Here is a 25,991-nt window from a genome sequence, read left to right as displayed (position 1 = left end):
ATGCGGCCTTTTTTGTCGTGCAGCGGCTTACTTTCCGCTCATTGCCAGCATCAGTTGATTGATGCGTTTGACGAAGGTCGCCGGGTCGTCCAACGCGCCCCCTTCAGCCAGCAAGGCCTGGTCGAACAGCACCGCTGCCCAGTCATCGAAACTGGTCTCCTCGTACTTCAGGCGCAGCACGGCCGGATGCGTCGGATTGATCTCGAGAATCGGTCTGGACATCGGCGCATTCTGGCCGGCCGCCTTCAGGATGCGCGACAGGTTCATGCCGACATCGTGCTCGTCGGCTACCAAGCAGGCAGGCGAATCGGTCAGGCGATGCGTCACACGCACTTCCTTGACGCGCTCACCCAGACTGCTCTGCATCTTCTCGAGCAGGTCCTTGAACTCGTCGGCGGCCTTCTCGACCTCCTTCTTCTCGGCCTCGTCCTCCAGCCCGCCCAGATCCAGCCCGCCCTTGGCGACCGACACCAGCGGCTTGCCGTCGAACTCGGTTAGGTTGCCGGTGACCCATTCGTCGACGCGGTCGGACAGCAGCAGCACCTCAATGCCCTTCTTGCGGAAGATTTCCAGATGCGGGCTGTTCTTTGCGGCGTTGAAGGTCTCGGCGGTCACGTAATAGACCTTGTCCTGCCCCTCCTTCATGCGGCCGATGTAGTCGGCCAGCGAGACGGTCTCGTCCGGTGTGTCCGCCAGCGTTGAAGCAAAGCGCAGCAGGCCGGCGATCTTGTCCTTGTTGGCGGCGTCTTCACCGACGCCCTCCTTCAGCACATTGCCGAATTCCGCCCAGAAGCCGGCGTACTTCTCCTTGTCGCCGGCTTCGTCGCTGCTCGCCAGATCCTCGAGCAGACCCAGCACGCGCTTGGTGCAACCGGCGCGGATGGTATCGATGTCCTTGCTCTCCTGCAGGATCTCGCGCGACACGTTGAGTGGCAGATCGGCCGAATCGACCACCCCGCGCACGAAGCGCAGATAAGTCGGAAGCAGTTTCTCGGCGTCATCCATGATGAACACACGCTTCACATACAGCTTCACACCGTGGCGGCTGTTGCGGTCCCACAGGTCAAAGGGGGCCTTCTTCGGCACGTACAGCAACTGCGTGTATTCGTGGCGCCCCTCTACGCGGTTGTGCGTCCACGCCAGCGGCTCGTCGTAATCATGACCGACGTGCTTGTAGAAGGCCTTGTACTCATCGTCCGAGATGTCGTTCTTCGACTTCGCCCACAGCGCGCTGGCTTGGTTGACGGTCTCGTCCTCATCCGCGACGACCTGCTCGTTCTTCTCCTGATCCCAGTCCTCCTTCTTCATCACGATGGGCTGGACGATGTGGTCGGAGTACTTGCGGATCAGACTGCGCAGTTGCCAGCCAGACAGCAGATCGTCCTGGTCCTCGCGCAGGTGCAGCGTGATGGACGTGCCACGATCAATCTTGTCGATCTGCTCAGTGGAATACTCACCGGCGCTCTCGCCGGTCATCGAGCACTCCCAGCGCACGCCGGCCTCTGCAGGCAGGCCCGCGCGCCGCGTCTCGACCGTGACCTTGTCGGCCACGATGAATGCCGAATAAAAGCCCACGCCGAACTGGCCGATCAGGTTGGCATCCTTTTGGCGATCGCCGGTGAGCTTGCCGAAGAACTCTTTCGTGCCCGACTTGGCGATGGTCCCCAGATGCGCGACCACCTCATCGGCGCTCATGCCGATGCCGTTGTCCGACACGGTGATGGTGCGCGCCGCCTTGTCGTAGCCGATGCGGATCTTCAGCTCGGCGTCATTCTCGAACAGCGCGCCGTTGTCCAGCCCCTCGAAGCGCAGCTTGTCGCACGCGTCCGACGCATTCGAGATCAGCTCACGCAGGAAAATTTCACGGTTGGAATACAGCGAATGAATCATCAGGTGAAGCAGCTGCTTCACCTCGGCCTGAAAGGCGTGGGTTTGCGCGGTAGCGGTCTGAGACATCCCGTCGACTCCGTAGGTTGATCAACGGATGCGATATGGGCGCACTTGCGGCGATTTCAAGCCCTCAGATGTAGCGCACCTCGATCACCTCGATTTCACGCGGACCAGCCGGGCTGATGAAACGCACGATATCGCCTTCACGTGCCTTGATCAGCGCACGCGAGAGCGGCGCAATCCAGCTGATGCGGCCGTTGCCGGCGTCGGTTTCGTCTACACCGACGATCTGCCAGGTCTGCTCGTTGCCGCCTTCGACGTCGTCGATGGTGACGGTCGCGCCGAAGAAGACCTGGTCGTTGCCGGCCTGCAGTTCGGGGTCGATGACTTCGGCGTTCTCGATGCGTTTGATCAGGAAGCGGATGCGACGGTCGATCTCGCGCAGGCGCTTCTTGCCGTAGATGTAGTCACCGTTTTCGGAGCGATCCCCGTTGCCGGCGGCCCAGGCCACGACTTCGACCAGCTTCGGGCGTTCGCGCTTGACGAGTTCTTCGAGTTCGGCACGCAGCACATCGTAGCCGCGCCGCGTGATGTAGTTCTTGGTGCCGGGCGGCAGGCGGACGGCGGCGGGGACATCCTGCTCGTCCTCGTCGCCGTCGCTTTCCCTGGTGAATGCCTTGTTCATGCCCTGCCGTCAGGTGGTGGATGGGGCGTCAATGATAGATCGCGTTCTGCGTCATCAAGGCGCCGTAGTGGCAGATAAAGGATTCGAGCGTATCGGGATCGGCCGATTCGGCCCACTCCTCGAGTTCTGCGCGAAAGCGCTGGGCGGCCTCGTCGCGCATCAGCACACCTCTGCCGACACGCTTGTCGATGACTTCGACGGCGTCGATGGCGGGATAGTCGACCACATAAAGATCCGGGCTATTGCAAACGATTCGCATCATTTCGGCACTCCTTTCACTGTGGTCTGGTGAAACTGCTCGGACTACATCAAGCTTACTCCCAGCTTACTAGATGGCGCCTTCCGGCGTATTTTCAAGATCCCTGCAGGGTTCCAAGAAGCATGTTGTCATCGCCCCGGTGCACGCCTACCATAGCAGGCGTCAAGGCCAGCCGGATGGATCATCGCAGCATGAGCGAGACAGGTTCAGAACTCGACGTACTGCGTCTACAGCTTGAAGCACTGCGCGAAGAGCATCGCGATCTCGACGCCGCCATTGTGCAGCTGGCCGGGACTCCGGTGGATGACGTGCTGTTGCTCCGGCGCCTGAAGAAAAGAAAGCTCGCATTGAAGGACCGCATGGCGGCCCTCGAACGCATTGTCGAACCAGGCGACTTCGCCTGAGCGTACGCCGAGCCCGATACGGTAGAAGAACACAAAAAACAAAAATGGTTCGACGCCAACAGGAGGGAGAGATGTCGCAATCCGGCAACGCTGCCAACGGTGGGGATGAGGGGCTTCCCTTTCCACGCCCCAGAAACATCCCGGCCACTGCACCCTTTCGCTGGCTCGCTCGCGGCATGAGCGACCTGAAGAGCTGCCCGGTGCCGAGTCTGTTCTACGGTTTCTGTTTTGCCGGCATGGGCCTGCTGATGACCTTCGTCTTCGAGCATGCCTACGAATACGCGATGGCCGTGACCTCCGGCTTTCTGTTGCTCGGCCCGTTTCTGGCCATGGGCCTGTACGAGATCAGCCGCCGCCACGAGCGAGGCGACGGTTGTTCGCTGACGCCCACCCTCACGGTATGGAAGCGCAACGCCGGCAACATCGGCATTTTCGCCGTCGTGCTGGGCATCGTGTTCATCGTATGGGCACGCGCCTCACTGGTCATCTTCGCGCTGTTCTACACCACCGAAATGCCCAATCTGTCGGGCTTCCTCAAGCAACTGCTGGTCGCTGAAAACCTGCAATTCCTCGCCATCTACACCGGGGTCGGGCTGATCTTCGCGACGGTCGCCTTCGCGTTCAGCCTCTGTTCGCTGCCGCTGATGCTCGACCGCAACCAGGACGCGGTGTCGTCGATGCTCGGCAGCGTCGGCGCGCTGCTGCTCAATCCGATGGCCATGATCGTATGGGCCATGATCATCGTCAGCTTCACGCTGATCGGCTTCATGACCTTCCACCTCGGGCTGGTCGTACTGATGCCCATCGTCGGTCACGCTACCTGGCATGCCTACCGCGACCTGATCGAGCCGCTCGATCCGGACGCTGCTGCAGGCTGAGGCTCAACCCAGATCGAGCACCAGCGGCTGATGGTCGGATGCCGGCGTGCCGGCATCCACGCGCACATCACGCACACGCGTAGCCAGTGGCGCGGAGACCCAGAAGTAATCACAGCAGTACTGACGACCCGGCCAGTCCGCGCCGTGCAGGCCGACACTGGCGGCATGCGGCGCACTGCCGTGCGCAACATGCCAGGCATCCCGCCATGGCGACTGCGGCGCCTCCATCGTGGCGTAGTCGTCGGATGACGGCTCCATGTTGAAATCTCCGCACAGCACGGCCTGCTCGGGTCGGGGCCGGGCCGCAAAGGCGGGGTTCCCGTCCTTGCCTCGTGGCGCCTGCAAAGCATGTTCCGCAGCTTCCTGCTGCAGCGCCTGCAGCGCGGCGATCTGTGCCCGGCGCTGACGCGCGGAGTAGTACTCCAGATGCGTGGTCAGCACGCGTAGCGGGCCAAAGGGCGAGTCCACCACGGCTTCCAGACAGCAACGCGGCATGCCCGGCACCTTGGGGTCGGCCGGAAACGGCAGGGCGTAACGCAAGACCTGCAGCACCGGTAGCGACGACAACAGCAGATTGCCGAACTGCCCGCGCCCGCCGGTTTCGCCCTGCACGTCCACACCTGACGCAAACACCGCCTCGTGCTGCGGCAAGGCCGCCGACAGTACAGCCACCTCGTCATCCGGCTCGCCCGAAAGCGACACGAAGCCTCGCGTCACTTCCTGCAGACAGATGATCTCGGCCGGCCCCAGCGCGCGCAGCGCCTCGACCGTGCGCGCGAGATCCACATGTCCATCGGCGCCCCGCCCCCATTGAATGTTCCAGCTGATGATGCGCATCATGTAGCCTCCCCCGGCCGCGAGCCCAGGCTCGCCAACACCACGAGAACGATACTCCGATGGCGCACCATCACGACCACCACCATGACCACGCTCACGGGCATGACCACCATGATCATCACGCACATGGCGGGAACGCCTCTTCACGTGTGCTGATCTTCGCGCTGATGCTCACGCTCGGGTTCGCCATCGTGGAGGCCTTGGCCGGCTGGTGGTCGGGCTCACTGGCGTTGCTGTCGGACGCCGGACATATGGTCACGGACAGCATGGCGCTAGCGCTGGCTGCGGTTGCAGCACGGCTGTCGATACTGCCGGCCAGCGACACACACAGCTACGGCCTGCGTCGCGTCGAGACCCTGGCCGGCTTCATCAACGCGCTGGCCATGCTGATCGTGGTCGGCATCATCGTGTGGCATGCCGTCGAACGGCTGATGACGCCACGCGCCGTGGATGGGCTGGCCGTGATGCTGGTTGCCCTCATCGGGCTGGTGATCAACGTGATCGTGGCCTGGCTGCTGTCGCGCGGCGAAGCCAACCTCAACACGCGGGCGGCGCTGTTGCATGTGATGGGCGATCTGCTCGGCTCGGTGGCTGCGCTGGTGGCGGGCGTGGTGATCCACTTCACCGGCTGGACGCCGATCGACCCGCTGCTGTCAGTGCTGATCTGCGGCCTCATCCTCGCCGCCACGCTGCGCCTGCTGCGCCAGGCCGTGCACACCCTGCTCGACGGCGTGCCGCCACGCATCTCGCTGAATACGGTCGGCACGGCCATGGCCGGCATCGACGGTGTCACCTCGGTGCATGATCTGCACATCTGGAGTCTGGATTCGCGTGAAACGGCACTGTCTGCCCATATCGTGCTGATGCGCGGCGAAGACTGGCCAGAGGTACTGCCACGCCTCCAGTCCTTGCTGCGGGAGCGATTCGGCATCGGTCATGTCACGCTTCAACCCGAGATTCCGCCGCGCCAGGTCATCCGCTTCACCCCACCACAGCGCACGGCCGCCGAATGAGCTTGCGTTGCACTCGCGACACACCTGGAGACATCTTGCTGCAAATTTTTCTGCCCATGGCCGGCGCCCTTTTCGGCGGGAGATTTCACAGGAAGCGCCTTGAATTTGCTGTGTTTAAGCCCTGAAATGCACAACGAAAGTACTACTACATCTAGTTGTGTGCCACGATGGTGCATACCGTTAAAAATACCAACTAACTGTTTTTAAACGATTTTAATTTTTTGCAGAAAGCACATTCAGGGGCTATGCTTCGGTCTGTCCCGAAACAAACACGGAGCCCTCCCGAAATCATGAGCGCCAAGAACTCCACCCCCGCCGCGATCCGCGCTGATGCCAGCACCCTCAAGGAGCAGGAAATCTGCGCCGAAGTGCTGGTCGAGAAGTACGCCAAGAACGGCGAAACCAGCATCGCCGAAGTGCGCGCCCGCGTCGCGCGCGCACTCGCTGCGGTTGAAAAAGAAGACAAACGCGCGCACTGGGAAGCCAAGTTCCTCGAAGCGCAGGAAAACGGTTTCGTGCCCGCAGGCCGCATCAACAGCGCCGCCGGCACCAAGCTGGCCGCCACGCTGATCAACTGCTTCGTGCAGCCGGTCGGCGACTCGGTTACCGAATCGGTGGATGGCCGCCCCGGCATCTACACCGCGCTGGCCCAGGCCGCAGAAACCATGCGCCGCGGCGGCGGTGTCGGCTATGACTTCTCCTCCATCCGCCCGAAAGGCGCGATGGTCAAGGGTACCCAGTCCAACGCCTCCGGCCCGGTTTCGTACATGCGTGTGTTCGACCGCTCGTGCGAAACCGTCGAGTCCGCCGGTGCACGCCGTGGCGCGCAGATGGGCGTGCTGCGCTGCGACCACCCGGACATCGAGGACTTCATCCACGCCAAGGATCAGGGCGACCTCACCAACTTCAACATCTCGCTGGGCGTGACCGACCCGTTCATGAAGGCGGTCGAAAAAGACACCGACGTCGAACTCGTGCACAAGGCCGAGCCGACCGCCGAACTGCGCGAGGCCGGTGCCTATCAGCGCGATGACGGCATGTGGGTGTACCGCAAGGTGCGTGCTCGCGACCTGTGGGACCAGGTCATGCGCTCGACCTACGACCACGCCGAGCCGGGCATCCTGTTCCTCGACCGCATGAACCAGGACAACAACCTGTATTACTGCGAGACCATCGAGGCCACCAACCCCTGCGCCGAACAGCCGCTGCCGCCGTATGGCTGCTGCTGCCTGGGCTCGATCAACCTCACCCCGTTCGTGAAGAATCCGTTCACCGACAAGGCCAGCTTCGATTTTGACGGCTTCGGCAAGGTGGTGGACGTCTCCACGCGCATGCTCGACAACGTGCTCGAAGCCACCCACTGGCCGCTCGAAGAGCAGCACCGCGAAGCGCAGAACAAGCGCCGTGTGGGCCTCGGCTTCACCGGCCTAGGCGACGCGCTGATCATGCTGTGCCTGCGCTACGACACGCCTGAGGCGTGCGCCATGGCGACCAAGATTTCCGAGTACATGCGCAACCGTGCCTATCTGGCCTCGGTCGAGCTGGCTGTCGAGCGCGGCGCCTTCCCGCTGTTCAACTCCGACATGTACCTGTCGGGCGGCAACTTTGCCTCGCGTCTGCCCAACGACGTCAAAGAGAAGATCCGCAAGCACGGCATCCGCAACTCGCACCTGCTGTCGATTGCGCCCACCGGCACGATTTCGCTGGCCTTTGCCGACAACGCCTCGAACGGCATCGAGCCGCCGTTCTCCTACACCTACACGCGCCGCAAGCGCATGGCCGACGGCACCTTCAAGGAATACGCCGTCGAAGACTACGCATGGCGTTTGTACAAGCATGGCGGCGGCGACGTCACCAAGCTGCCGCCCTACTTCGTCACCGCGCTGGAAATCTCGGCCGAAGCCCACAAGAACATCGTCGCGGCGGTTGCCCCGTACGTCGACACGTCCATCTCCAAGACGGTGAACGTACCGGCTGACTACCCCTACGCCGACTTTGAAGACCTCTACATGAGCGCCTGGAAAGCCGGCCTCAAGGGTCTGGCCACCTATCGCCCGAACAGCGTGCTGGGCTCGGTGTTGTCGGTCACCCCGACCGAAGAGCAGAAGCAGCCGCAGGACGTCGAACTGACCGACCCCAACCGCCGCCTGTCGATCAAGAGCCTGCCCGCCCCGGTGCTGTCCAGCCTGCGCTGGCCCGGCCGCCCGGACATGCCGGACGGCAACATGGCCTGGACCTACATGCTCAACAGCCCGCAGGGCGAGTTCGCGCTGTTCGTCGGCCACATTGAGCGTGACAGCGAAGGCAATTTCACCACCGACGCCAAGGGCCACGACGCCTTCCCGTTCGAAGTGTGGGTGAACGGCGCCGACCAGCCGCGCGGCCTCGGCGCTGTCGCCAAGACGCTGTCGATGGACATGCGCGCCAACGACCGCGGCTGGCTCAAGCTCAAGCTCGACACCCTGGCCCAGACCATCGGCGAGAAGTCCTTCGAAATGCCCTTCCCGCCGCACGGCGAGAAGAAGACGTTCCCGGGCGTGGTCTCGGCATTCGCCCAGGTCGTGCGTCACCGCTGCGAGAAGCTCAAGGCGCTGGAAGGCGACGCCCCGACGCCGGTGCTCGACACCCTCTTCAGCCTGCAGGAGCCCAAGACCGGCACCGACGGCACGCTGTCCTGGACGGTCGACATCAGCAACCCCGCCACCGGCGAGGACTTCGTGCTGGGCCTCAAGGAAATCACGCTGCCCGACGGCGTCACCCGCCCGTACTCGGTGTGGCTGTCCGGCAACTACCCGCGCGCCCTCGATGGCCTGACCCGCATCCTCGCGCTGGACATGCGCGTGATGGATCCGGCCTGGATCGGCATGAAGCTGCGCAAGCTGTTGAGCTACCCGGAACCGCTGGGTGACTTCATGGCCTTCGTGCCGGGCACGCGCCGTCAGCAGAACTTCCCGAGCACGGTGGCCTACATGGCCCGCCTCATCATTCACCGCTACGCCATGCTCGGCGTGCTGAACGAAGAAGGCTTCCCGACCCGCGAAATGGGCATCCTCGAAGCCCCGCACAAGGGCAGCGATCCGGAAGTCATGCAGGGTGGCCTGTGCGCCGAATGCGGCAACCACTCCGTGATCCGCAAGGACGGCTGCGATTTCTGCACGGCCTGCGGTGCGGTGGGGACTTGCGGCTGACCTCTACCCCGCTCGATCCAGCCTGATCAGCGGGAAATTGAAGGCGCACACCCAAGGGTGTGCGCCTTTTGCATTTGATCCACCTTTTCACCCTCGCGGCAAACGCATGACGATCAGCTCCATCACTGACGACCTCTGGCCCGACATCCTGCGTATCCAGCGCGAGGTGTACCGCGCAGTCGAGCCCGAGTCGCTCTCGGTGATGCGCGGAAAGTGGCTGCATTCGCCGCAGTTCTGCTTTGTCCATCGTGACGACGAACAACGGATTTCTGCCTACGTGCTGGCCCATGCGTGGCACTCGCTGCAGGCTCCGAAGCTGCATCAGCCACTGCCGTCCGACTCGGGCGGGGACCTACTGTTCCTGCACGACCTGGCGATTTCACCCGCTGCGGCCAGGCGCGGCGTAGGCCGACAGCTGGCGCAACGGGTGCTCGACAGTGCGATGGCGCACGGCAAGCGCCAGGCACTGCTGGTTTCCATCCAGGCTTCGGAAGGCTTCTGGTCGAAGATGGGTTTTTGCGCGCTGGCCGAATCGCCGGGCGCAAGCTATGGCGAGCAAGCCCGCCTCATGCTCATGAATCTGTCCTGAAACCCCCTCTGCGGCCGCGCCGTGGCATCCAAGCCACAGACTGTAGGCATATCTTCCAACAGACGCGGCCCGCCGCCGCATCCGCTCGCGGGAATCGGGCACCATGAACGCTTGTCGAGCGGCCCCGCAGGGCCTGGAGCGGATCGATGCAGATCCCGTGCTGTCGTCTGACCCTTGAGTTATCGCGCAGCCTGACCTTGGTCTGGCTGCTGCTTTGCCCGTTCACGGTCCTTGCACAGCCTTCCCTGCAGAGCGTGCGCGTCCAGCTCAAATGGACACATCAGTTCCAGTTTGCCGGCTACTACGCTGCCATCGAGCAGGGCTACTACCGTGACGCCGGTTTCGACGTAAACGTACTCGAGCATCGTCAGGGGGTGACGCCCGTCGACCAGCTCGTCGGCGGTCGCGTGGACTATGCGGTCGGCGATTCGGGGGTTTTGCTGTACCGCTCCACCGGCGTGCCGATCGTCGCCCTGGCAGCCTTCTTCCAAAAATCCCCCTCGGTCTTGCTCACGCTCGAAGAGTCGGGCATCGACGAACTGAGTGATCTGCGCGGCCGGCACGTGATGCTGCAAGGCGGATACCTCAACGCCGAGCTGATGTCGATGCTGCAGGCCGCAGGCGTTCCCGCCGACACGTTCACGCTGCTATCGGCCGATACCGATGTGGCTGCACTCATCGACCGCCGTACCGATGCCTACAACGCCTACACGACGAATGAGCCCTTCACGCTGTCGCAACTCGGCATCGCGCACCGCATCTTCTCGCCGAGCGATTACGGCGTGGATTTCTACGGCGACCTCCTGATCACGACCGAGAACCAGATCGAGCGGGACCCGGAGGGCGTGCGTCGCTTCGTGGAGGCCACCGCCAAAGGCTGGCGCTACGCCGTGGAGCACCCCGAGGTCATCGTCGACCTGATCTTTCGCCAGTACAACACCCAGGGGCGCTCACGCGAACACCTGATGTTCGAAGCGCGCCGGATCATCGAGCTGATCCTGCCCAACGTGGTGCCCATCGGCTACATGAACGAAGAACGCTGGCGGCGCATTGAAAGCATGTTCCGCGCCCAGGGCCAACTGGACCGGCCGATCAGCATGGCCGACTTCATCTACGTCCCGAATGAGCACCCGGACTTCGTCGAAGCGCTGAGCAAGCACCGGCTCGAGATTTCCGCCACCCTGGCCGTGCTGATCACGCTGGCCATGGTGACGCATATCCTGCGACTGCGCGCCCAGGTGCGCAGCCGCACGCGCGAACTCGAACTGGCACGCGAACGGGCCGAAGCCGAGGCGCGCACCGACCCGCTCACCGGGCTGCCCAATCGACGCTATTTCTTTGAATGGATGACGCGTGACCTCGCCCGTGCCGAACGTGACAGTTCCTCCATGGCGTTGATGTCGCTCGATATCGACCACTTCAAGGAGGTCAACGACCGCTTCGGCCACGCCGCAGGTGACGCTGCCCTCAAGGCAGTGGCCACGCTGCTCGGCACTCACCTCCGCGATAGCGACATTGCCGCGCGCATCGGCGGCGAGGAGTTCGCCGTTGCCTGTATCAACGCCCCACCCGAAGCCTTGCTGTCGTTGGCTGAACGTCTGCGTGTCGCCCTAGAGTCACTGGAAATCGAACACGGCGAACTGCGTCTGTCGATCACGGCAAGCATGGGGTTGGCTTTCCGTCAGCCGGGCGACGACGTGGAAGCGCTGCTGCACAAGGCCGACAAAGCCCTCTACCAAGCGAAAGACTCAGGCCGGAACCGCGTGTGTGAGTGGGTCGCAACACCCTGACACGTCAGTACCACATCGGTAGCGCTTTATTTGGAGATCGAGTACAGATCGCGGCATGATGTGCGGTAACACTTGCTTACCTTTCGGGCGTCACGCGTGATCGACCTCTCACCCGCTGCTGTTGTGGACAATCCCTACCCTGCTTACGCCCGCATTCGGGCAACCGCCGCTGCAGTGCCCGGAGCGTCCGCTCGTACGTGGCATGTCGGCAGATACGACGACGTATTGAACGTGCTGCGGGATACCGAGCGCTTCTCGAACAGCCAGCAAGGCCTTGAGGCTACGCTCACCGGCGGGGATGGCACGGTGCATCGGACAGCCCGGAAAATACTCCAGCCATCATTCACGGCAGCCAGACTGGCCGAGCTCTCCGGCTTGATCAACGACATCGCATTGCACACGGTCAAGGTCCAGGCCGAGCGCAGCTCGTGCGAGTTCGTGGCAGACCTCGCTGCCCCGCTGCCGGTCGAAGTACTGTGCTCTATGCTCGGTGACGTACGTGAGCAAGCTGGCCACTTCCGAACCTGGTCCGATGCCATCCTGTCCGCGGGGAACAAGAAAGCCCGCAAGGGCTACGAAATCGGCTGGCGAACGAAAATTTCCGCACTGTTCTCGGCTCGTCGCCGCTCACGCCTGAAAACCTCCCAGGCCTTGATCGACTGCCGCAATTTCCTGCGACAGCATTTCAGCCAGAACGGCATTCATCAGAGCAGCGGATGGCTCAGTGCGCTTCTAGCAGATGCGCTGGCAGCTGGCTCGCTGACCGAGGAGCAACTCGTCGACATTGGCATGCTGTTTGTCGCCGCGGCTACGGAAACGACTACCTCAACCATCTCAAGCTCGGGTCTTCTGCTCGCAACCCGCCCGGAGCTTGGCGAGAGACTTCGTTCATCGCCCGAGCTGATCAACAGCTTCGTCGAAGAAATGCTGCGCTATGAGGCCCCGATCCAGCGTCGCTTGCGCTACGCGACCCAGGATCTGTTGATTGATGACGTTCCGATCAAGGCCGGCGACGTCCTCATCGCACTGATCGGATCAGCCAACCGTGATCCGGCGCACTTTCAGAATCCCGACGATTTCATTATCGACCGCCAGCCCAACCGTCATCTGTCGTTTGGCGCCGGCCCCCATTTCTGCCTTGGTTCCGAGCTTGCGCGGATGGAGGCTCAAGCCATGCTGCGTGCGCTCGTGACCCACTTGCCGGCATTCAGACTGAGTCAGCCAGACCAGCCTCTGCAGTATTCACGACACGTATTCACGCGCGCACCGCTGGCCTTTGGGGTCAGCTTCGTAGCCTGAGGCAGAGCACCGCCAAACAGCCTTCCACCCAGTTCATTTGCATTCGGACCATGAAAAAGAGCATCGAAGATTTCGCCGCATTCGTCGCGCCCTATTTCGACGAGGCGCCACCGGCGCTGGGGCTGGACACCCGGATCGCTGATCTCGAGATCGATTCGCTCAGCTTTCTGGAATTGATCCAGGACATTGATGACGAATACGAGATAACTATCGATCTCGATCAGGTCACCGACGACAACACACTGCGGCAACTCTACGAACGATTCGTCCAATGAGCCGGCAGCTTTGCAGAAGTGCTCTGCATGCAATGGTCTGGCTGCACGCGCTGACCGTGCGCACGCGCCGTCCGGAGGAGCAATTCACGCACGTATGGAGCAAGCTGCGTGATAGCCGCCTGGCCGGATTCCTCGCAGCCCGCTACGCCCATCGTTGCGAGTTCGACGCGCATGAGTTGTTCATGGCGCTATGCATCGATTTCATCCGACGCACGCACATCGACTTCGCATTGTCCATGCGGGTCGACAACATTCCGCCTGAGTTGCAGCGTACCTCGCCCCCACTCGGGGCGATCTTTGTCAGCACCCATGCCGGCCATGCTGCGGCAGCGGTGGCCGTGCTCAAGCTCGGACACCCGGCGTGCCTGCTGATCGACTCAATGCCCAACGCTCACGGGAAGAATCTTCATGCACGAATACAGGCGCGGCATCCAGACCTCCGACTGATACCGAATGATCGTCTCTGCCTGGCACGTGTCGTGCGCGAACTCGACAACGGAAAATCGATCTGCTGCGCGGTGGACTATCAAGACCCGAAGCGAAAGACCTATTCCTACATCAACCCCACCTTGTTCGAACTGGCAAAGCGCACCGGCAGGCCGATGTATTTCGGTCGTCCCGGCATTGATTCAGCAGGTAATGCCGTGGTGGCCGTCGAAGGCCCTCATTTCGTGATTGACTCACTTGCCAGCGCTCAGCGCTTCATCGGGTTCATCAACGAAGGAAGAAGCACGCCACGTTCGCTCAGTGTCCAGTCTCATTGAAGCGAGCGCACAGCGTGCCGACCCGGATCAAAGACACCGCTCTTCTCCTCCGAACACGAGCAGCCCATTTACGACATATTCACAGAGCGTGTGTGCACGAGGACGACGCACTGCTGACGCTACTCAGGGGCTTCCCAGCCAGCGGTGACTGAACGAACATGGCTTGATTCGAACAACAGGCATCATGCTTGACCGTAACCGCCATTCGGGGGCCGGCCGGCATGGTCAGCCTCCCGGTGCTGCGCCTCAAGGCAGAGAAGCCTCTGACGAAACTACACAGGTAACACGTGACTTCCTGCGCGCGCTAACCTGAGCCACCCGCCCCCCCAAACCGAACCTACGGAACCCGCAACGTGCATTCGCTTCGCCTGATCGGGAAACTCACCGAGCTAACGGAAGAACGTCCGGACTGGATGGACGAAAACGCCCCTCCTGCACATGCTTTCGAGACAATCGAAGGTGAAAAGCACCAGACCCATCTGCTCTATTCCGCCGATCTTTGCCAGCGCGTCTTTGGAGACGAGAAAAACTTCGAAGTCAGTCCGTTGGCCACCAACGTACGCAAGCTTGGGGAACACCTCGACCTCCCGGTGGAACACTCGGCAGATTTTCTTGCGGACAACCCGATTCAGTTGTCGGGCGACAAACACGCCGCACGCCGCCGCGCATTCCTGCGCGCTTACGCAGTGACCCTGCGACGACTTGCTCCAACACTGGAGGATATTGCCCGCGGGCATTTCGTGCGCCTGTCACAGGAGCCGCCGCAACGACTCGTTCAGGACGTCGTCGAACCCTACATCGACAACGTCGTCCGGCGCGCCATGGAAGCCACGGACAGTCAGCTCACCTCCCCCTACCGTGCGCTGACCCGCGACACGGCAACTTTGTTCGAGCCGGTTCACCATCCGCGCCGCATCCATCGCAAAAGTCGGGAGATCGCGGATTTTCTCGATACTTCCCGCACAGCCGGAGCCACGTCGCCGGACGACAACATCCGTCTGAGCTACGCGCTGCAAGGTCGCGAGCCCATGGTGTCCGCCCTGACCGGATACCTCAAGCGCCTGCTTGGCTGTGACGAGCCTGAGCGTCAGCAACTGCTGGCCAATCTATCGACTACGGAACTGTTCCGCATGAGCGCACCGGTGAACTACATCAGCCGGCTCGCCTCGGCCAACGTGCAACTGGGTGCACTGCATATCGCGCAAGGTGACTCGGTGATCCTCATGTTGCCCTGGGCAAGCGCGGGCGCTACCGGAAACAATCGCGGAATCGCGTTCGGAAGCGGCAATCACAGCTGTGCCGGGCAAGCACTTGCACTCGCAATCACTACCCCTTTCCTGATCGTGCTGCGCGAGACCTTCGCCAGCATCGACTGGAGTCAACTCGCCGACGTGGCCGCAGCGCCGGGCGTATTTCGACGTTACGGAGAAGCCTCACGATGACCCAAGCCAAAAAGGATTTTGCGCAGTTTCTAGACGAGTTCCTTGACGATGGCCTGCCCGCCAACGGACTGGATGCACGCATCTCCGACATCGGTCTGGATTCGCTGAGCCTGCTCGAACTGATTCAGGCCATCGAAACCGAGTATGAAGTCGAGATTGATCTCGCAGAAATCCGGGATCGCAGCACACTGCATGATCTGGCGGCACGCGCACTGGCATGAGCCGCCAAGCCCTTCGCAGCGCTTTGCATGCGATAGTCCGCTGGCACCTGCGTGTGTATGCGGGCACACAACCCGATCACGGCTATCGGATAGCCTGGAAAAAACTCACGAGCAACCGTCTTGCGACTTTTCTGGCACAACATTACCGGCATCGCAACCAGCCAGACCCCCGCGAACTGCTGACCATCCTGCTGGTCGCCCAGATGACGCGAGTACACCCGCGCTTCAGTCCTCCGCAACGACACCGACGGATGCCACAAGAATTTTCTCGTGGCAGAGCGCACGGGTCTGCACTCATCGTCGGCATTCATGCAGGGTACGGCCCGGCTTATGCAGCACTTTCCGACCTCGGTCACCGGGTAAGCCTGCTCAAAGATGCCCAGCAGATGATGCAGCACCCTTACTGGGGGCGTGATCGGCACCCCACACTCGAACTGATACCGAATGATCGACTGAGCCTTGTGCACATCTCCCGCGCGCTCAAGGCTGAAAGGCTCGTGTGCTGCGCCGTCGATTACCGTGACCCGCAAACCAAAATCTACAGTCTGATCAGTCCGGCCATTTTCGAGCTGGCCAGGCGCGCCACAATGCCGGTGTACTTCGCCATAAATGCCGTCGCCGACGACGGAACCATTGAACTCTCCATCGACGGTCCCTTCCCGGTCGTGGAAGCCACCGTCAGCGCCCGGCAGTTGATCGACCACATCAACGCCCAGCGCTCTCGACCGAAAGAGCTGCGGCTGCGCACACCCTCCGACGAGGTGCCTTTCGCAAGCACATCGTCATCGCTCAACCCGCCAACGGCCACACCATCAGCAACAGCGGCACCCCCAGCGCGATAACGATGAGATCCACCGGCAGGCCCATGCGCCAGTAGTCGCCAAAGCGGAAGCCACCGGGGCCGAGGATCAGCGTGTTGTTCTGGTGGCCGATGGGTGTCAGGAAGGCGCATGAGGCGCCGATGGCGACCGCCATCAGGAAGGTGTCCGGGTTGACGCCCAACTGCAGCGCCGCGCCGAGCGCGATGGGCGCCATCACCGCTGCGGTCGCGGCGTTGTTCATGAGGTCGGTGAGCACCATGGTGGTCACAAGGATCACGATCAGGCCGACAACCGCATCGCCCCGCGCGACGCCATCAAGCAGCAGACGCGCGATCAGGTCGGCCGCACCGGTGGCCTGCATGGCGCCGGCTACCGGCAACAGCGCGGCCAGCAGGACGACCACAGGCCAGTCGACGGCGTGATAGACCTGTGCCGGAGAGATGATGCGGGAGACCATGATCGCCAGCACACCGCCAGCGAACGACACGGCCGCCGGCAGCCAGCCGACAGCCGCCACCAGCACCGCCACCAGCATGATCAATGATGCGGTGATCGCCTTGCGTCGGTCAGGGATGCGCAGTTCGCGCTCCGCGAGCGGCACACATCCGTAGTCGGAGGCAAACTCCGAAATCGATTCCGGCGCCCCTTGCATCAGCAGCACGTCGCCTTCGCGGATGCGCAGACTGCGCAGGCGCGAATGCGAATCGCGTCCCTCACGCGAAACCGCCAGCAGGTTGATGCCATAGCGCGAGCGCAACTGAATGTCGCTGGCGCTGCGCCCGGCGGCACTCGACTCCTGCCGCACCACCAGCTCGATCAACACCACATCATCGCTGCGCGGAGTGTCCGCCGCATCCTCCTTGTCGCTTTCCGGCCTTGCCTCTTCATCGGGCTCAACCGCTTCCTCCAAGGTCAGCCCAAGACGCGAGAGCATGTCGGCCAGGCCGTCGGCCTCGGCTTCGATGACGAGAATGTCCCCTGCCCGCACGACCCGACCACCACTCGGCGCCGTCATGCGCACCTCGTTGCGCACGAGGCCGACAATCTGCGCATCGGCGCTGTCCAGCTCGACCTCGATCTCGCGCAGACGCATGCCATCGGCCTTGCTGCCCTCGGGCACGCGGGCCTCGGTGAAATAGGCGCCGGTGTCGAAGCTCTCTGCCCCGGCATGCTCACGGCGCGGAACCAGGCGCCAGCCGACCAGCGCGATGAACAACACGCCAACCAGCGCCAGCGGCAGACCGACCGCTGTGAACTCGAACATGCCGTAGCCGCCCGATTCCGCCTGGTTGGCGCGAAAGCCGGACACGATCAGATTCGGCGGCGTACCGATGAGCGTGGTAGTGCCGCCAAGAATGGAGGCGAAGGCCAGCGGCATCAACACCTTGCCGGGAGGCAGCCCCAGCCGTCCGGACAGCTGGATGGCCACCGGCATCAGCAGCGCCAGCGCGCCGACGTTGTTCATGAAGCCCGACAGCGCGGCGGCCAGAAAACTCAGCGCCGCAATGCTCAGCGTCGGTCCGGCCTTGGCAGGCAGTATCCGGCCAGCCAGGGCATCCACCGCGCCGGAGACCTGCAGCCCGCGGCTCAGCACCAGCACACAGGCTACGGTCACGACCGCCGGGTGGCCGAAACCGGCAAAGGCGTCACCCGCAGCGACCAGCCCGGTGAGCACACAGGCCAGCAGGGCGCTCATGGCGACCATGTCGTGCCGCCAGCGGCCCCACAGGAACATCGCCACCGTCACGGCAAGAATGGTCAGGACGAGCGTCTGATCTGCAGTCATGGCTGAACGCGGGCGGAACGGAAAGAAGTCACGATAACGCTTTCCGTCCCGTCCGGTGGCGCTGTCGTGCCCTTAGCTCAACGCGCCCACGGTGCGTCCGCATCGGCATCAATGCCGTAGCGCTCAATCGCTCCGCTCAGGCTGGCCGCTGCGACCTCGCCCTGCTCCACCAGCAAAGCCAGCGCAGCAAGCACGATGTGGTGACGGTCGACCTCGAAGAAGCGGCGCAACGCGATGCGCGTGTCGCTGCGGCCGAAGCCGTCGGTGCCGAGCGCGGTGAAGCGCTTGGGCAGATACGGCGCGATGAGTTGCGGCACCGCACGTACCCAGTCGCTCACGGCCACCACCGGCGCGCCGCCTGCCAGGCAGGTCTGCACGTGTGCCTCGCGGCGCGGTGCGTCCGGATGCAAACGATTGTCGCGCTCGACCTCGCGCGCCTCGCGGGCCAACTCGGACCAGCTCGTCACGCTCCACACCTCGGCATCGACCTGCCAGTCCTGCTTGAGCAACTCGGCCGCGGCCAGCGCCTCGGCCAGCAACATGCCGGAGCCGAGCAGCTGAACCTGCGGCTTCCTGCGTGCAGGTTTCGAGACGCGGTGCATGCCGCGCAGGATGTCGGCCTCGCTGCCTGCCGGCAGCGACGGCTGCGGCGCGTTCTCGTTCATCACCGTGACGTAGTAGAAGACATCCTCGCGCTCGACCAGCATGCGGCGCATGCCCTCTGCGACGATCACCGCCAGTTCGCAAGCGTAGGCCGGATCATAGGCGCGGCAATTCGGGATGGTCGACGCCACGAGCTGGCTGCTGCCGTCCTGGTGCTGCAGACCCTCGCCGCTGAGCGTCGTGCGGCCGGCCGTGGCGCCGATCAGGAAGCCGCGTGCGCGCTGGTCCGCAGCCGCCCAGATCAGGTCGCCCACGCGCTGGAAGCCGAACATCGAGTAGTAGATGTAGAACGGCAGCATCGGCACGCCATGCGTGCTGTACGAGGTGGCTGCCGCCACCCACGACGACAGCGCGCCGGCCTCGGTGATGCCCTCCTCCAGCAGCTGCCCGTCGCGCGCCTCGCGGTAATACAGCATCGAGCCGGCGTCCTCCGGCTCGTACAACTGGCCGACCGACGAATAGATACCGATCTGGCGGAACAGATTGGCCATGCCGAAGGTGCGCGCCTCGTCCGCCACGATGGGCACGATCCGCGGACCAAGCTCGCCGTCCTTGAGCAGATTCCCGAGCATGCGCACAAGCGCCACGGTGGTCGACATCGTCTTGCCGTCGGCCTCCAGCGCGAAGCGCGCAACGTCCGCCAATTGCGGTACCGGCAGAGCCGCCACCTCGCTGCGACGCGCCGGCAAGGGCCCGCCGAGTGCGGCGCGACGCGCGCGCAGGTATTCAAGCTCGCGGCTGCCCTCTGCCGGGCGATGAAAGCGCATCTCGACCAGATCGTCATCCGACAGCGGCAGATCAAATCGGTCGCGAAAGGCGCGCAGCGCATCGATATCGAGCTTCTTCTGCTGGTGCGAGGTCATGCGCGATTCGCCTGCACCGCCCATGCCATAGCCCTTCTTGGTCTTGGCGAGGATCACGGTGGGCTGACCGACGTGCGCGCGCGCAGCGTGCATCGCGGCGTAAAGCTTGCGCAGATCGTGTCCGCCGCGCTTGAGACCGTCGATCTCCTCCAGGCTCATGTGTGAGACCAGGGCCTGCAGTTCCGGGTCGAGGCCGAAGAAATGGCTCTTGTTGTAGGCACCGTCGTTGGCGCCCAGCGTCTGGTATTCGCCGTCCACGGTGTTGGCAAAGCGTCGCAGCAGCGCGTGCTTGGTGTCGCGCGCAAACAGCGCATCCCAGTCCGAACCCCACAGCACCTTGATGACGTTCCAGCCCGCGCCGGTGAACAGCGATTCCAGCTCCTCGATGATGCGGCCGTTGCCCCGCACCGGACCGTCGAGGCGTTGGAGGTTGCAGTTGACGATGAAGGTAAGGTTATCGAGCCCCTCGCGCGCTGCGAGTGACAACCCGGCGATCGACTCGGGCTCGTCCATCTCGCCGTCGCCAAACACGCCCCACACGTGGCGCTGCGTGGTGTCGGCCAGCCCGCGGTGCTGCAGATAGCGCATGAAGTGCGCCTGATACACGGCGCTGATCGGCCCGATGCCCATGGAGCCGGTCGGGAACTGCCAGAAGTCCGGCATCAGCCACGGATGCGGGTAGGACGACAGCCCCTGCCCGCCGGTCTCCTGCCGGTAATGCGCGAGCTGCGCCTCGTCGATGCGTCCTTCGAGGAAAGCGCGCGCATACACGCCCGGCGCCGAATGCGGCTGGAAGAACACCAGGTCGCCGCCGCCCGGCGCGTCCGCGCCACGAAAGAAATGATTGAAGCCGCACTCGAAGATCTCGGCAGCTGACGCAAAGCTGGCGATATGCCCACCCAGTTCGCCATAGGCCTTGTTCGCACGCACTACCATGGCCAGTGCATTCCAGCGCACCAGCCCGGTGATGCGCTCCTCCAGCGCGAGGTCGCCGGGAAACGGCAGCTGGCGTTCGAGCGCAACGGTGTTGCGGTGGCTCGAATACGGCTGCACGTGCGTGAGGATGCCAAGCTCCTGCGCCTGCTCCTCCAGCCGCCGCAACAGGAAGCGCCCGCGCTCCTCGCCTCCTGCGTGCACGACCGCTTCAAGCGCGGCCAGCCATTCGGCGGTTTCCTCCGGATCGACGTCTTCGCCGTGCATCGGATCATGGGTGTTCATGCTCGCCTCGCGTGCGTCAGGTCCAGCAAGCATGCTACGCCGCAGCCCACCGCATGGGCTGCTCTTGTGCTTGCCGAAGCCGCCCTGTTGCAGCACGATGCGCTTCGTACAACGCCACACGGAGCATTTCATGCCGCAGCGTGCACTTGACGCAATAGACACACGCATTCTCGCCGAGCTGCAGGAGGACGCCAAGCTGACCAACGTGGAGCTGGCCACGCGCGTGAACCTGTCTCCGTCGCCGTGTCTCGCACGGGTGCGCGCGCTGGAGTCGGCCGGGGTGATTGCCCGCTACGTGACCCTGCTCGACCCACCCGCGGTCGGGCTCAACGTCAGCGTGTTCATCCAGGTCAGTCTGGAGAAGCAGACGCAGACCGCACTCGAAGTCTTCGAACGCGAGATCGCCGAACGGCCGGAGGTGATGGAGTGTTACCTGATGAGCGGTATCGCCGACTACCTGATCCGCGTCGTCGTGCCGGACGTGCCTTCGCTCGAACGTTTCATCGTGGACCGCCTGACGCCGATTCCGGGCGTCGCCAACATCCGCTCGAGCTTTGCGCTCAAGCAGGTGAAGTACAAGACCGCGCTGCCGCTCAGCGGTAGCGCGCAGCGGTAATGAATTCGCCGAAGCGCTCGCACCACACGACCACCGTGTCGTAGGCCGCAAGGTCGATGCCGGGGGGCAAGGACACGATGAAGTTCTCGAAGGTCTTCACTTCGCCGATCTGCACCATCTCGGCCTTGCGCGCCAAGAAGGAGGCCTCGTCCTCGACGAAGGCCGGCGACAGGTACAAGCGGTAATCGGGCCCCGGTGCGATGCGCCCGGCCAACGCGACGGCGTTCGGCCCAACCGACAGCGTGCCCTCGCCCCAGTGCAGGAAGTCGCTGCCGGCAAGATCGCGGCGGAACTCGCCGCGGTACTGCGCGCGCGACTCGACCTCCGCGATCTGCTCGGTGCTTGCCGCCGGCGGCGCAATCAGGATCGGCAACAGGTAGATGCCGGCCGCAAAGCCGGTCAGGCCGAACAGCAGGTGGGACAGGCACAGCATGGCGATGCGTCGCATCTTGAACTCTCCGGCAATCACAGCCCGCATGCAGCGGGATCAGGCGCTGTCCTTGGCCGCCTCGTCGAAAGCCTCGGACATTTCCTTCCATTCCTCGTCAATGCGCTCTCGCAAGCTCTCGTAGGCGTCGATGCCGAACTCACGGACCTCTCGCACATGCTCACGCATGCGCTCGCGCTGCATCCTCATCGTCGACAATCGGCGCTCAAAGCCGGCGCGCTGTTCATCATCGCCATCAGCCTCGCGCGCCTCTTCCTCAACGCTGTCAATTTCGGCATTCCAGGCATCGACCTGGGCCTCCAGCTCTTCGATGTAGGCGTCGTGCTCCCTGACCCGCGCCTCGTATTCGTCATGTTCACTCATCGCGACCTCTGCTCAGCGGCCCGCGCAGCGCGGGCCCTGGTGCGGTGGTAGACAGCGACGGGCGTGTTCCGCGTCTGGCGACGCATTTCGGCCTCAGCGGAACTTGCTCACCGCATCGCGGAAGGCGCGGGCCATCTCATCCCACGCTGCTTCGGAACCGGTGCGCAGACGCTCGAAAGCCTGTTCGCCGGCGTCCTGCATTGCACGCACCTGTTCGCGCATCGACTCGCGCTGGGCACGCATCTGCGCGAGCTGCTCCTCGTAGTTGAGCCTGGCGTCGGCCTCCGCCTTGCGTGCCTGCGCTTCGAACTTTTCGATCTCGGCATTCCACAGATCGATCTGCGCCTTCATCTTGTCGATGTATGCATCACGTTTGCTCATGACTTCTCCTTTGTTTCGCTGGCGCCCGGATTTTCCGGATCACGCCGCCAAGCTGTCGAAACAACTTGGTGCTCAGGTAAGCTGAACGCCTCTCCGGCTCCGACTACGTGCCCGCCACGCCCTCCATGACGCGCTTTCACTCACCCGAACCGCACAACACCGATGGATGGCGTCACCGCAGCTTCAAGGTCGTGTTCGGGCATGACACTTTCGCCGGCTCCGCGTTTGACGTGGCGCTTATCATCGTAATCCTCGCGAGCGTGTTCGTCGCCCTCATCGACACTGTCGAATCCGTGCACATCCATTGGGGCGGCATGCTGTATGCGCTCGAATGGGGCTTCACGCTGGCCTTCACCGCCGAGTACCTCTTCCGCCTGTCCATCGTGCGCGAACGCCTGCGCTATGCGCGCAGCTTCTATGGCGTGATCGATCTGCTGGCAGTGCTGCCGACCTATCTCTCGCTGCTGTTTCCCGGCGCCCAGTACCTCGCCGTGCTGCGCGTACTGCGCATCCTGCGCATCTTCGAAGTGCTGCACATGCGTCGCTACACGCGCGAGAGCAGCGTAATGCTCGACTCGCTGCACAACAGCTGGCGCAAGATTTTGGTATTCCTGATGGCAATGCTGGCGATCATCACAGTGTTCGGCGCCGTCATCTATCTGGTCGAGGGGCCGGAGAACGGCTTCACAAGCATCCCGATCGCCATGTACTGGGCGCTGGTCAGCGTGACCACGGTGGGCTATGGCGACATCGCCCCGGCAACCGCGCTCGGCAAGTTGATCGCATCGGCCTTGATCCTGCTCGGTTACGGCATCATTGCGGTGCCCACCGGCATCTACACGGCTGAACTGGCCCGGTCGCTGAGACAGACCCGCGACCGGCGCAAGTGCGGTGGCTGCGGACTGACGGGCCACGACGAAGACGCCGCACACTGTCGTCGTTGCGGCACGGATCTGCATGAAGAACACTGAAGCCCGCGCGCGACCGAGGTCTCAACACAACGCGCTTTTGCCTTGACCCGGCCAGGAAGTCCCTATGGAACAACGTATCGAAATCCTCGAAACCCGCCTCATGGGCGCCGAAGATCAGATTGACGAACTCAACCGCACGGTGTGGCGGCAACAGCGCGAAATCGACCTGCTGCGCCAGCACATGAGCGAACTCGCCCGCCAGATCAAAGGCCTGCAGCCGGCCGGCGCCAGCCGTCCGGAAGATGAGATTCCTCCGCACTGGTAGGCCTGCACATGGACAAGATCCTGCTCATCACCGGCGCCAGCCGCGGCATCGGGGCCGCAACGGCGCGACTTGCTGCCGCACGCGGCTACGCGGTATGCCTCAACTATCGACGCGATGCGGCTGCAGCCGAGGCAGTGCTCGCCGACATCCGGAGGAGCGGCGGAACCGCTATCGCTGTGCAGGCCGATGTATCCCGCGAGGATGAGGTACAAGCCCTGTTCCGCAGCATCGACGCCGAACTCGGCCCGCTCACTGCACTGGTCAACAACGCCGGCATGCTCGATACCCAGTGCCGCGTAGATCAGGTCGATGCCGCGCGACTGCAACGCATGTTCGCAACCAACGTGATCGGCCCTTTCCTGTGCTCGCGCGAGGCGGTAAAGCGCATGTCCATCCGCCACGGCGGGCGCGGCGGTGCCATCGTCAACGTCTCGTCAATGGCCTCGCGCCTGGGCGCGGCCGGCGAATACGTGGATTACGCGGCAAGCAAGGGCGCCATCGACACGCTGACCATCGGCCTGTCACGTGAAGTTGCAGCCGAAGGCATCCGCGTCAATGCCGTACGCCCCGGCCTGATCCACACCGACATCCACGCCAGCGGCGGCGAACCCGGCCGGGTCGCGCGCATCGCGCCCAGCCTGCCGATGGGCCGCGGCGGAGAACCCGAAGAAGTGGCCCAAGCCATCGTCTGGCTGCTCTCCGACGAAGCGTCCTACGCCACCGGCAGCTTCATTGATCTGGCTGGTGGTCGATAGTGACTCCGCACCAGGGCCCGTTCACATTTGCCATGGCGGTCGCGCTTGGTCCAAATGGCTCGCAGATCAAGGCGCGGCGACGCCGCAATACCGGGTGTCTTGCAAGGAGCCGCAACGCCGAAATGCGGGCCATTTGGACCAAGCCCTGCGGGTGGGTCTGTATGGCCGCGCGATCCGCCAGCGCAATTGTGAACAGGCCCTATAGCCCGAAGCACCATTACCGCCCTGGCTAGGCACTCCACCACGCCGGCACCCTCTTCGCTTGACCGGTCCGGCTTATACTCAGGCATGCTGAACGGCGCGTCGTGACGGAATGCAAATGCATCAGCGCGCAGCGCCACATCCCATTGAGCCCGAGAAGCAGATGGCCGACACGCCTCAACCGACACACGACGACAGCGCGGTCTACAAGACCCTGCTCGAATCCACCCGCGCAATCCCGTGGCGGATCGACTGGAAGACCCTGCGTTTTACCTATATCGGCCCGCAGATTGGCGATCTGCTTGGCTGGAGCCCCGAGAGCTGGATCAGCGTGGACGACTGGGCCACCCGCATGCACCCCGAAGACCGCGACTGGGTGGTCAATTTCTGCGTTTCCCAATCACAGGCCGGCACCGATCACGAGGCCGACTATCGCGCCCTGCACGCCGATGGCCACTACGTGTGGATCCGCGATGTAGTGCACGTCATGCGCACACCCGACGGCGAGGTCGAGGCCCTGATCGGCTTCATGTTCGACATCAGCGAGCGCAAGCGCACTGAAGAGCACGTATTGCAACTGCAGCGCGAGCTTGAAGAGCTCTCGTTCCAGGACGGCCTCACCGGCGTCGCCAACCGGCGCATGTTCGACACCGTGCTCGAACGCGAATGGGCCAGCGCCCGGCGTTCCGGAAAGCCCCTCAGCCTGATCATGCTCGATATCGATTTCTTCAAGGAATACAACGATCGCTACGGCCATCTGGCGGGTGATGACTGCCTGCGTCAGGTGGCCACTGCGCTGGGCGAGGCGGCGTTGCGCCCGCGGGACTTCCTGGGCAGATTCGGGGGTGAGGAATTTGTTGTGATCCTGCCCGAGACAGACGCCGGTTCCGCGCTGACCGTTGCAGAGCGGCTGCGTACCGTCGTGCTTGAACTCGATATTCCGCATGCGGGCTCTGCCGCTGCAGCATGCGTGACCATCAGCCTGGGCATCGGCACAATTCAGCCCGAAGCCGGTGACGACCCGCAGGATTTTCTGGACCGCGTTGACCGTCAGATGTATCGCGCCAAGGAAGCCGGACGCAACCGCAGCGCAAGGGCTGTCTGAG

26 protein-coding genes are annotated in these 25,991 nt (G+C 63.3%); 17 read left to right on the top strand and 9 right to left on the bottom strand.

The annotated features are described in order from the left end of the window. Positions 1-27 precede the first annotated feature (27 nt). From htpG to AC6H0R_RS09425, 3 genes are all read right to left on the bottom strand, one after another. The gene (gene htpG / locus AC6H0R_RS09435) at positions 28-1,956 is read right to left on the bottom strand and encodes a molecular chaperone HtpG (protein WP_497581112.1); all 1,929 of its coding nucleotides are present in this window, start codon (positions 1,954-1,956) and stop codon (positions 28-30) included. A gap of 64 nt (positions 1,957-2,020) precedes the next feature. After that, positions 2,021-2,575: a transcription elongation factor GreB gene (gene greB, locus AC6H0R_RS09430; RefSeq protein WP_497581111.1), complete on the bottom strand. Its 555-nt coding sequence runs from the start codon at positions 2,573-2,575 to the stop codon at positions 2,021-2,023. 28 nt (positions 2,576-2,603) lie between these two features. Next, the gene (locus AC6H0R_RS09425) at positions 2,604-2,837 is read right to left on the bottom strand and encodes a DUF3567 family protein (protein ID WP_497573496.1); all 234 of its coding nucleotides are present in this window, start codon (positions 2,835-2,837) and stop codon (positions 2,604-2,606) included. A 173-nt stretch (positions 2,838-3,010) separates the two neighbouring features. Here AC6H0R_RS09425 and AC6H0R_RS09420 point away from each other — a divergent pair, with 173 nt between their 5' ends. Both AC6H0R_RS09420 and AC6H0R_RS09415 read left to right on the top strand, forming a co-directional pair. Continuing rightward, positions 3,011-3,238, top strand: a complete 228-nt coding sequence (locus tag AC6H0R_RS09420; protein ID WP_497581110.1) for a DUF465 domain-containing protein — start codon at positions 3,011-3,013, stop codon at positions 3,236-3,238. A gap of 176 nt (positions 3,239-3,414) precedes the next feature. After that, positions 3,415-4,116 (top strand): DUF2189 domain-containing protein, encoded by a 702-nt coding sequence (locus AC6H0R_RS09415; protein ID WP_497581109.1) that lies wholly within the window; start codon positions 3,415-3,417, stop codon positions 4,114-4,116. Between the two features lie 3 nt (positions 4,117-4,119). Here AC6H0R_RS09415 and AC6H0R_RS09410 read toward each other — a convergent pair whose 3' ends face one another. Beyond that, a complete protein-coding gene (locus AC6H0R_RS09410) occupies positions 4,120-4,956 on the bottom strand; it encodes an endonuclease/exonuclease/phosphatase family protein (RefSeq protein WP_497581108.1) in 837 nt (278 codons plus the stop codon). A 56-nt stretch (positions 4,957-5,012) separates the two neighbouring features. Between AC6H0R_RS09410 and AC6H0R_RS09405 the strand changes: the two genes are divergently transcribed. The 10 genes from AC6H0R_RS09405 (at position 5,013) to AC6H0R_RS09360 (ending at position 16,376) form a co-directional block, all read left to right on the top strand. Beyond that, on the top strand, positions 5,013-5,966 hold the full coding sequence (locus tag AC6H0R_RS09405) for a cation diffusion facilitator family transporter (protein WP_497581107.1): 954 nt from the start codon (positions 5,013-5,015) through the stop codon (positions 5,964-5,966). Between the two features lie 290 nt (positions 5,967-6,256). Further along, a complete protein-coding gene (locus AC6H0R_RS09400; protein WP_497581106.1) occupies positions 6,257-9,154 on the top strand; it encodes an adenosylcobalamin-dependent ribonucleoside-diphosphate reductase in 2,898 nt (965 codons plus the stop codon). Between the two features lie 106 nt (positions 9,155-9,260). After that, positions 9,261-9,743 (top strand): GNAT family N-acetyltransferase, encoded by a 483-nt coding sequence (locus tag AC6H0R_RS09395; protein WP_497581105.1) that lies wholly within the window; start codon positions 9,261-9,263, stop codon positions 9,741-9,743. 146 nt (positions 9,744-9,889) lie between these two features. Beyond that, positions 9,890-11,533 carry an ABC transporter substrate-binding protein gene (locus AC6H0R_RS09390; RefSeq protein ID WP_497581104.1) on the top strand — a complete coding sequence of 548 codons (1,644 nt, stop codon included), beginning with the start codon at positions 9,890-9,892 and terminating at the stop codon, positions 11,531-11,533. 96 nt (positions 11,534-11,629) lie between these two features. Next, the gene (locus AC6H0R_RS09385) at positions 11,630-12,832 is read left to right on the top strand and encodes a cytochrome P450 (protein ID WP_497581103.1); all 1,203 of its coding nucleotides are present in this window, start codon (positions 11,630-11,632) and stop codon (positions 12,830-12,832) included. A gap of 50 nt (positions 12,833-12,882) precedes the next feature. Continuing rightward, positions 12,883-13,107 carry an acyl carrier protein gene (locus AC6H0R_RS09380; RefSeq protein ID WP_497581102.1) on the top strand — a complete coding sequence of 75 codons (225 nt, stop codon included), beginning with the start codon at positions 12,883-12,885 and terminating at the stop codon, positions 13,105-13,107. Positions 13,108-13,139: 32 nt separating this feature from the next. Next, positions 13,140-13,871 carry a hypothetical protein gene (locus AC6H0R_RS09375; RefSeq protein ID WP_497581101.1) on the top strand — a complete coding sequence of 244 codons (732 nt, stop codon included), beginning with the start codon at positions 13,140-13,142 and terminating at the stop codon, positions 13,869-13,871. 353 nt (positions 13,872-14,224) lie between these two features. After that, entirely contained in the window at positions 14,225-15,313 is a 1,089-nt protein-coding gene (locus AC6H0R_RS09370; protein WP_497581100.1) for a hypothetical protein, read from the top strand. Beyond that, positions 15,310-15,534 (top strand): acyl carrier protein, encoded by a 225-nt coding sequence (locus AC6H0R_RS09365; RefSeq protein WP_497581099.1) that lies wholly within the window; start codon positions 15,310-15,312, stop codon positions 15,532-15,534. Before AC6H0R_RS09370 ends, AC6H0R_RS09365 begins: the two co-directional genes overlap by 4 nt. Continuing rightward, positions 15,531-16,376: a hypothetical protein gene (locus AC6H0R_RS09360; RefSeq protein WP_497581098.1), complete on the top strand. Its 846-nt coding sequence runs from the start codon at positions 15,531-15,533 to the stop codon at positions 16,374-16,376. Before AC6H0R_RS09365 ends, AC6H0R_RS09360 begins: the two co-directional genes overlap by 4 nt. Here the strand turns inward: AC6H0R_RS09360 and AC6H0R_RS09355 are convergent. Further along, positions 16,324-18,141 carry an SLC13 family permease gene (locus AC6H0R_RS09355; protein WP_497581097.1) on the bottom strand — a complete coding sequence of 606 codons (1,818 nt, stop codon included), beginning with the start codon at positions 18,139-18,141 and terminating at the stop codon, positions 16,324-16,326. The two genes, AC6H0R_RS09360 and AC6H0R_RS09355, sit on opposite strands and share 53 nt — an antisense overlap. Positions 18,142-18,218: 77 nt before the next feature. Further along, entirely contained in the window at positions 18,219-20,885 is a 2,667-nt protein-coding gene (gene mdeB, locus AC6H0R_RS09350; protein WP_497581096.1) for an alpha-ketoglutarate dehydrogenase, read from the bottom strand. Positions 20,886-21,015: 130 nt separating this feature from the next. On the opposite strand from mdeB, the gene AC6H0R_RS09345 reads away from it, so the two are divergent. Next, the gene (locus AC6H0R_RS09345; protein WP_497581095.1) at positions 21,016-21,501 is read left to right on the top strand and encodes an Lrp/AsnC family transcriptional regulator; all 486 of its coding nucleotides are present in this window, start codon (positions 21,016-21,018) and stop codon (positions 21,499-21,501) included. Here the strand turns inward: AC6H0R_RS09345 and AC6H0R_RS09340 are convergent. The 3 genes from AC6H0R_RS09340 to AC6H0R_RS09330 all read right to left on the bottom strand — a co-directional run bounded on the left by AC6H0R_RS09340 (position 21,479) and on the right by AC6H0R_RS09330 (position 22,693). Beyond that, on the bottom strand, positions 21,479-21,949 hold the full coding sequence (locus AC6H0R_RS09340; RefSeq protein WP_497581094.1) for a DM13 domain-containing protein: 471 nt from the start codon (positions 21,947-21,949) through the stop codon (positions 21,479-21,481). The two genes, AC6H0R_RS09345 and AC6H0R_RS09340, sit on opposite strands and share 23 nt — an antisense overlap. Before the next feature lie 39 nt (positions 21,950-21,988). Continuing rightward, on the bottom strand, positions 21,989-22,312 hold the full coding sequence (locus AC6H0R_RS09335) for a sll1863 family stress response protein (protein ID WP_497581093.1): 324 nt from the start codon (positions 22,310-22,312) through the stop codon (positions 21,989-21,991). A gap of 93 nt (positions 22,313-22,405) precedes the next feature. Then, on the bottom strand, positions 22,406-22,693 hold the full coding sequence (locus AC6H0R_RS09330; RefSeq protein ID WP_497581092.1) for a sll1863 family stress response protein: 288 nt from the start codon (positions 22,691-22,693) through the stop codon (positions 22,406-22,408). A gap of 107 nt (positions 22,694-22,800) precedes the next feature. Here AC6H0R_RS09330 and AC6H0R_RS09325 point away from each other — a divergent pair, with 107 nt between their 5' ends. From AC6H0R_RS09325 to AC6H0R_RS09310, 4 genes are all read left to right on the top strand, one after another. After that, positions 22,801-23,664 (top strand): ion transporter, encoded by an 864-nt coding sequence (locus AC6H0R_RS09325; RefSeq protein WP_497581091.1) that lies wholly within the window; start codon positions 22,801-22,803, stop codon positions 23,662-23,664. Between the two features lie 64 nt (positions 23,665-23,728). Next, complete coding sequence (locus AC6H0R_RS09320; protein WP_497581090.1) at positions 23,729-23,929, top strand: SlyX family protein; 201 nt, start codon at positions 23,729-23,731, stop codon at positions 23,927-23,929. An 8-nt stretch (positions 23,930-23,937) separates the two neighbouring features. Then, a complete protein-coding gene (locus AC6H0R_RS09315; protein WP_497581089.1) occupies positions 23,938-24,684 on the top strand; it encodes an SDR family oxidoreductase in 747 nt (248 codons plus the stop codon). A 319-nt stretch (positions 24,685-25,003) separates the two neighbouring features. Further along, positions 25,004-25,990 carry a GGDEF domain-containing protein gene (locus AC6H0R_RS09310; RefSeq protein WP_497581088.1) on the top strand — a complete coding sequence of 329 codons (987 nt, stop codon included), beginning with the start codon at positions 25,004-25,006 and terminating at the stop codon, positions 25,988-25,990. The last annotated feature ends 1 nt before the right edge of the window (position 25,991 follow it).

This window comes from Pseudazoarcus sp. NS36 (genome assembly GCF_059703705.1).
This window is presented reverse-complemented; position numbering and strand designations above follow the sequence as displayed.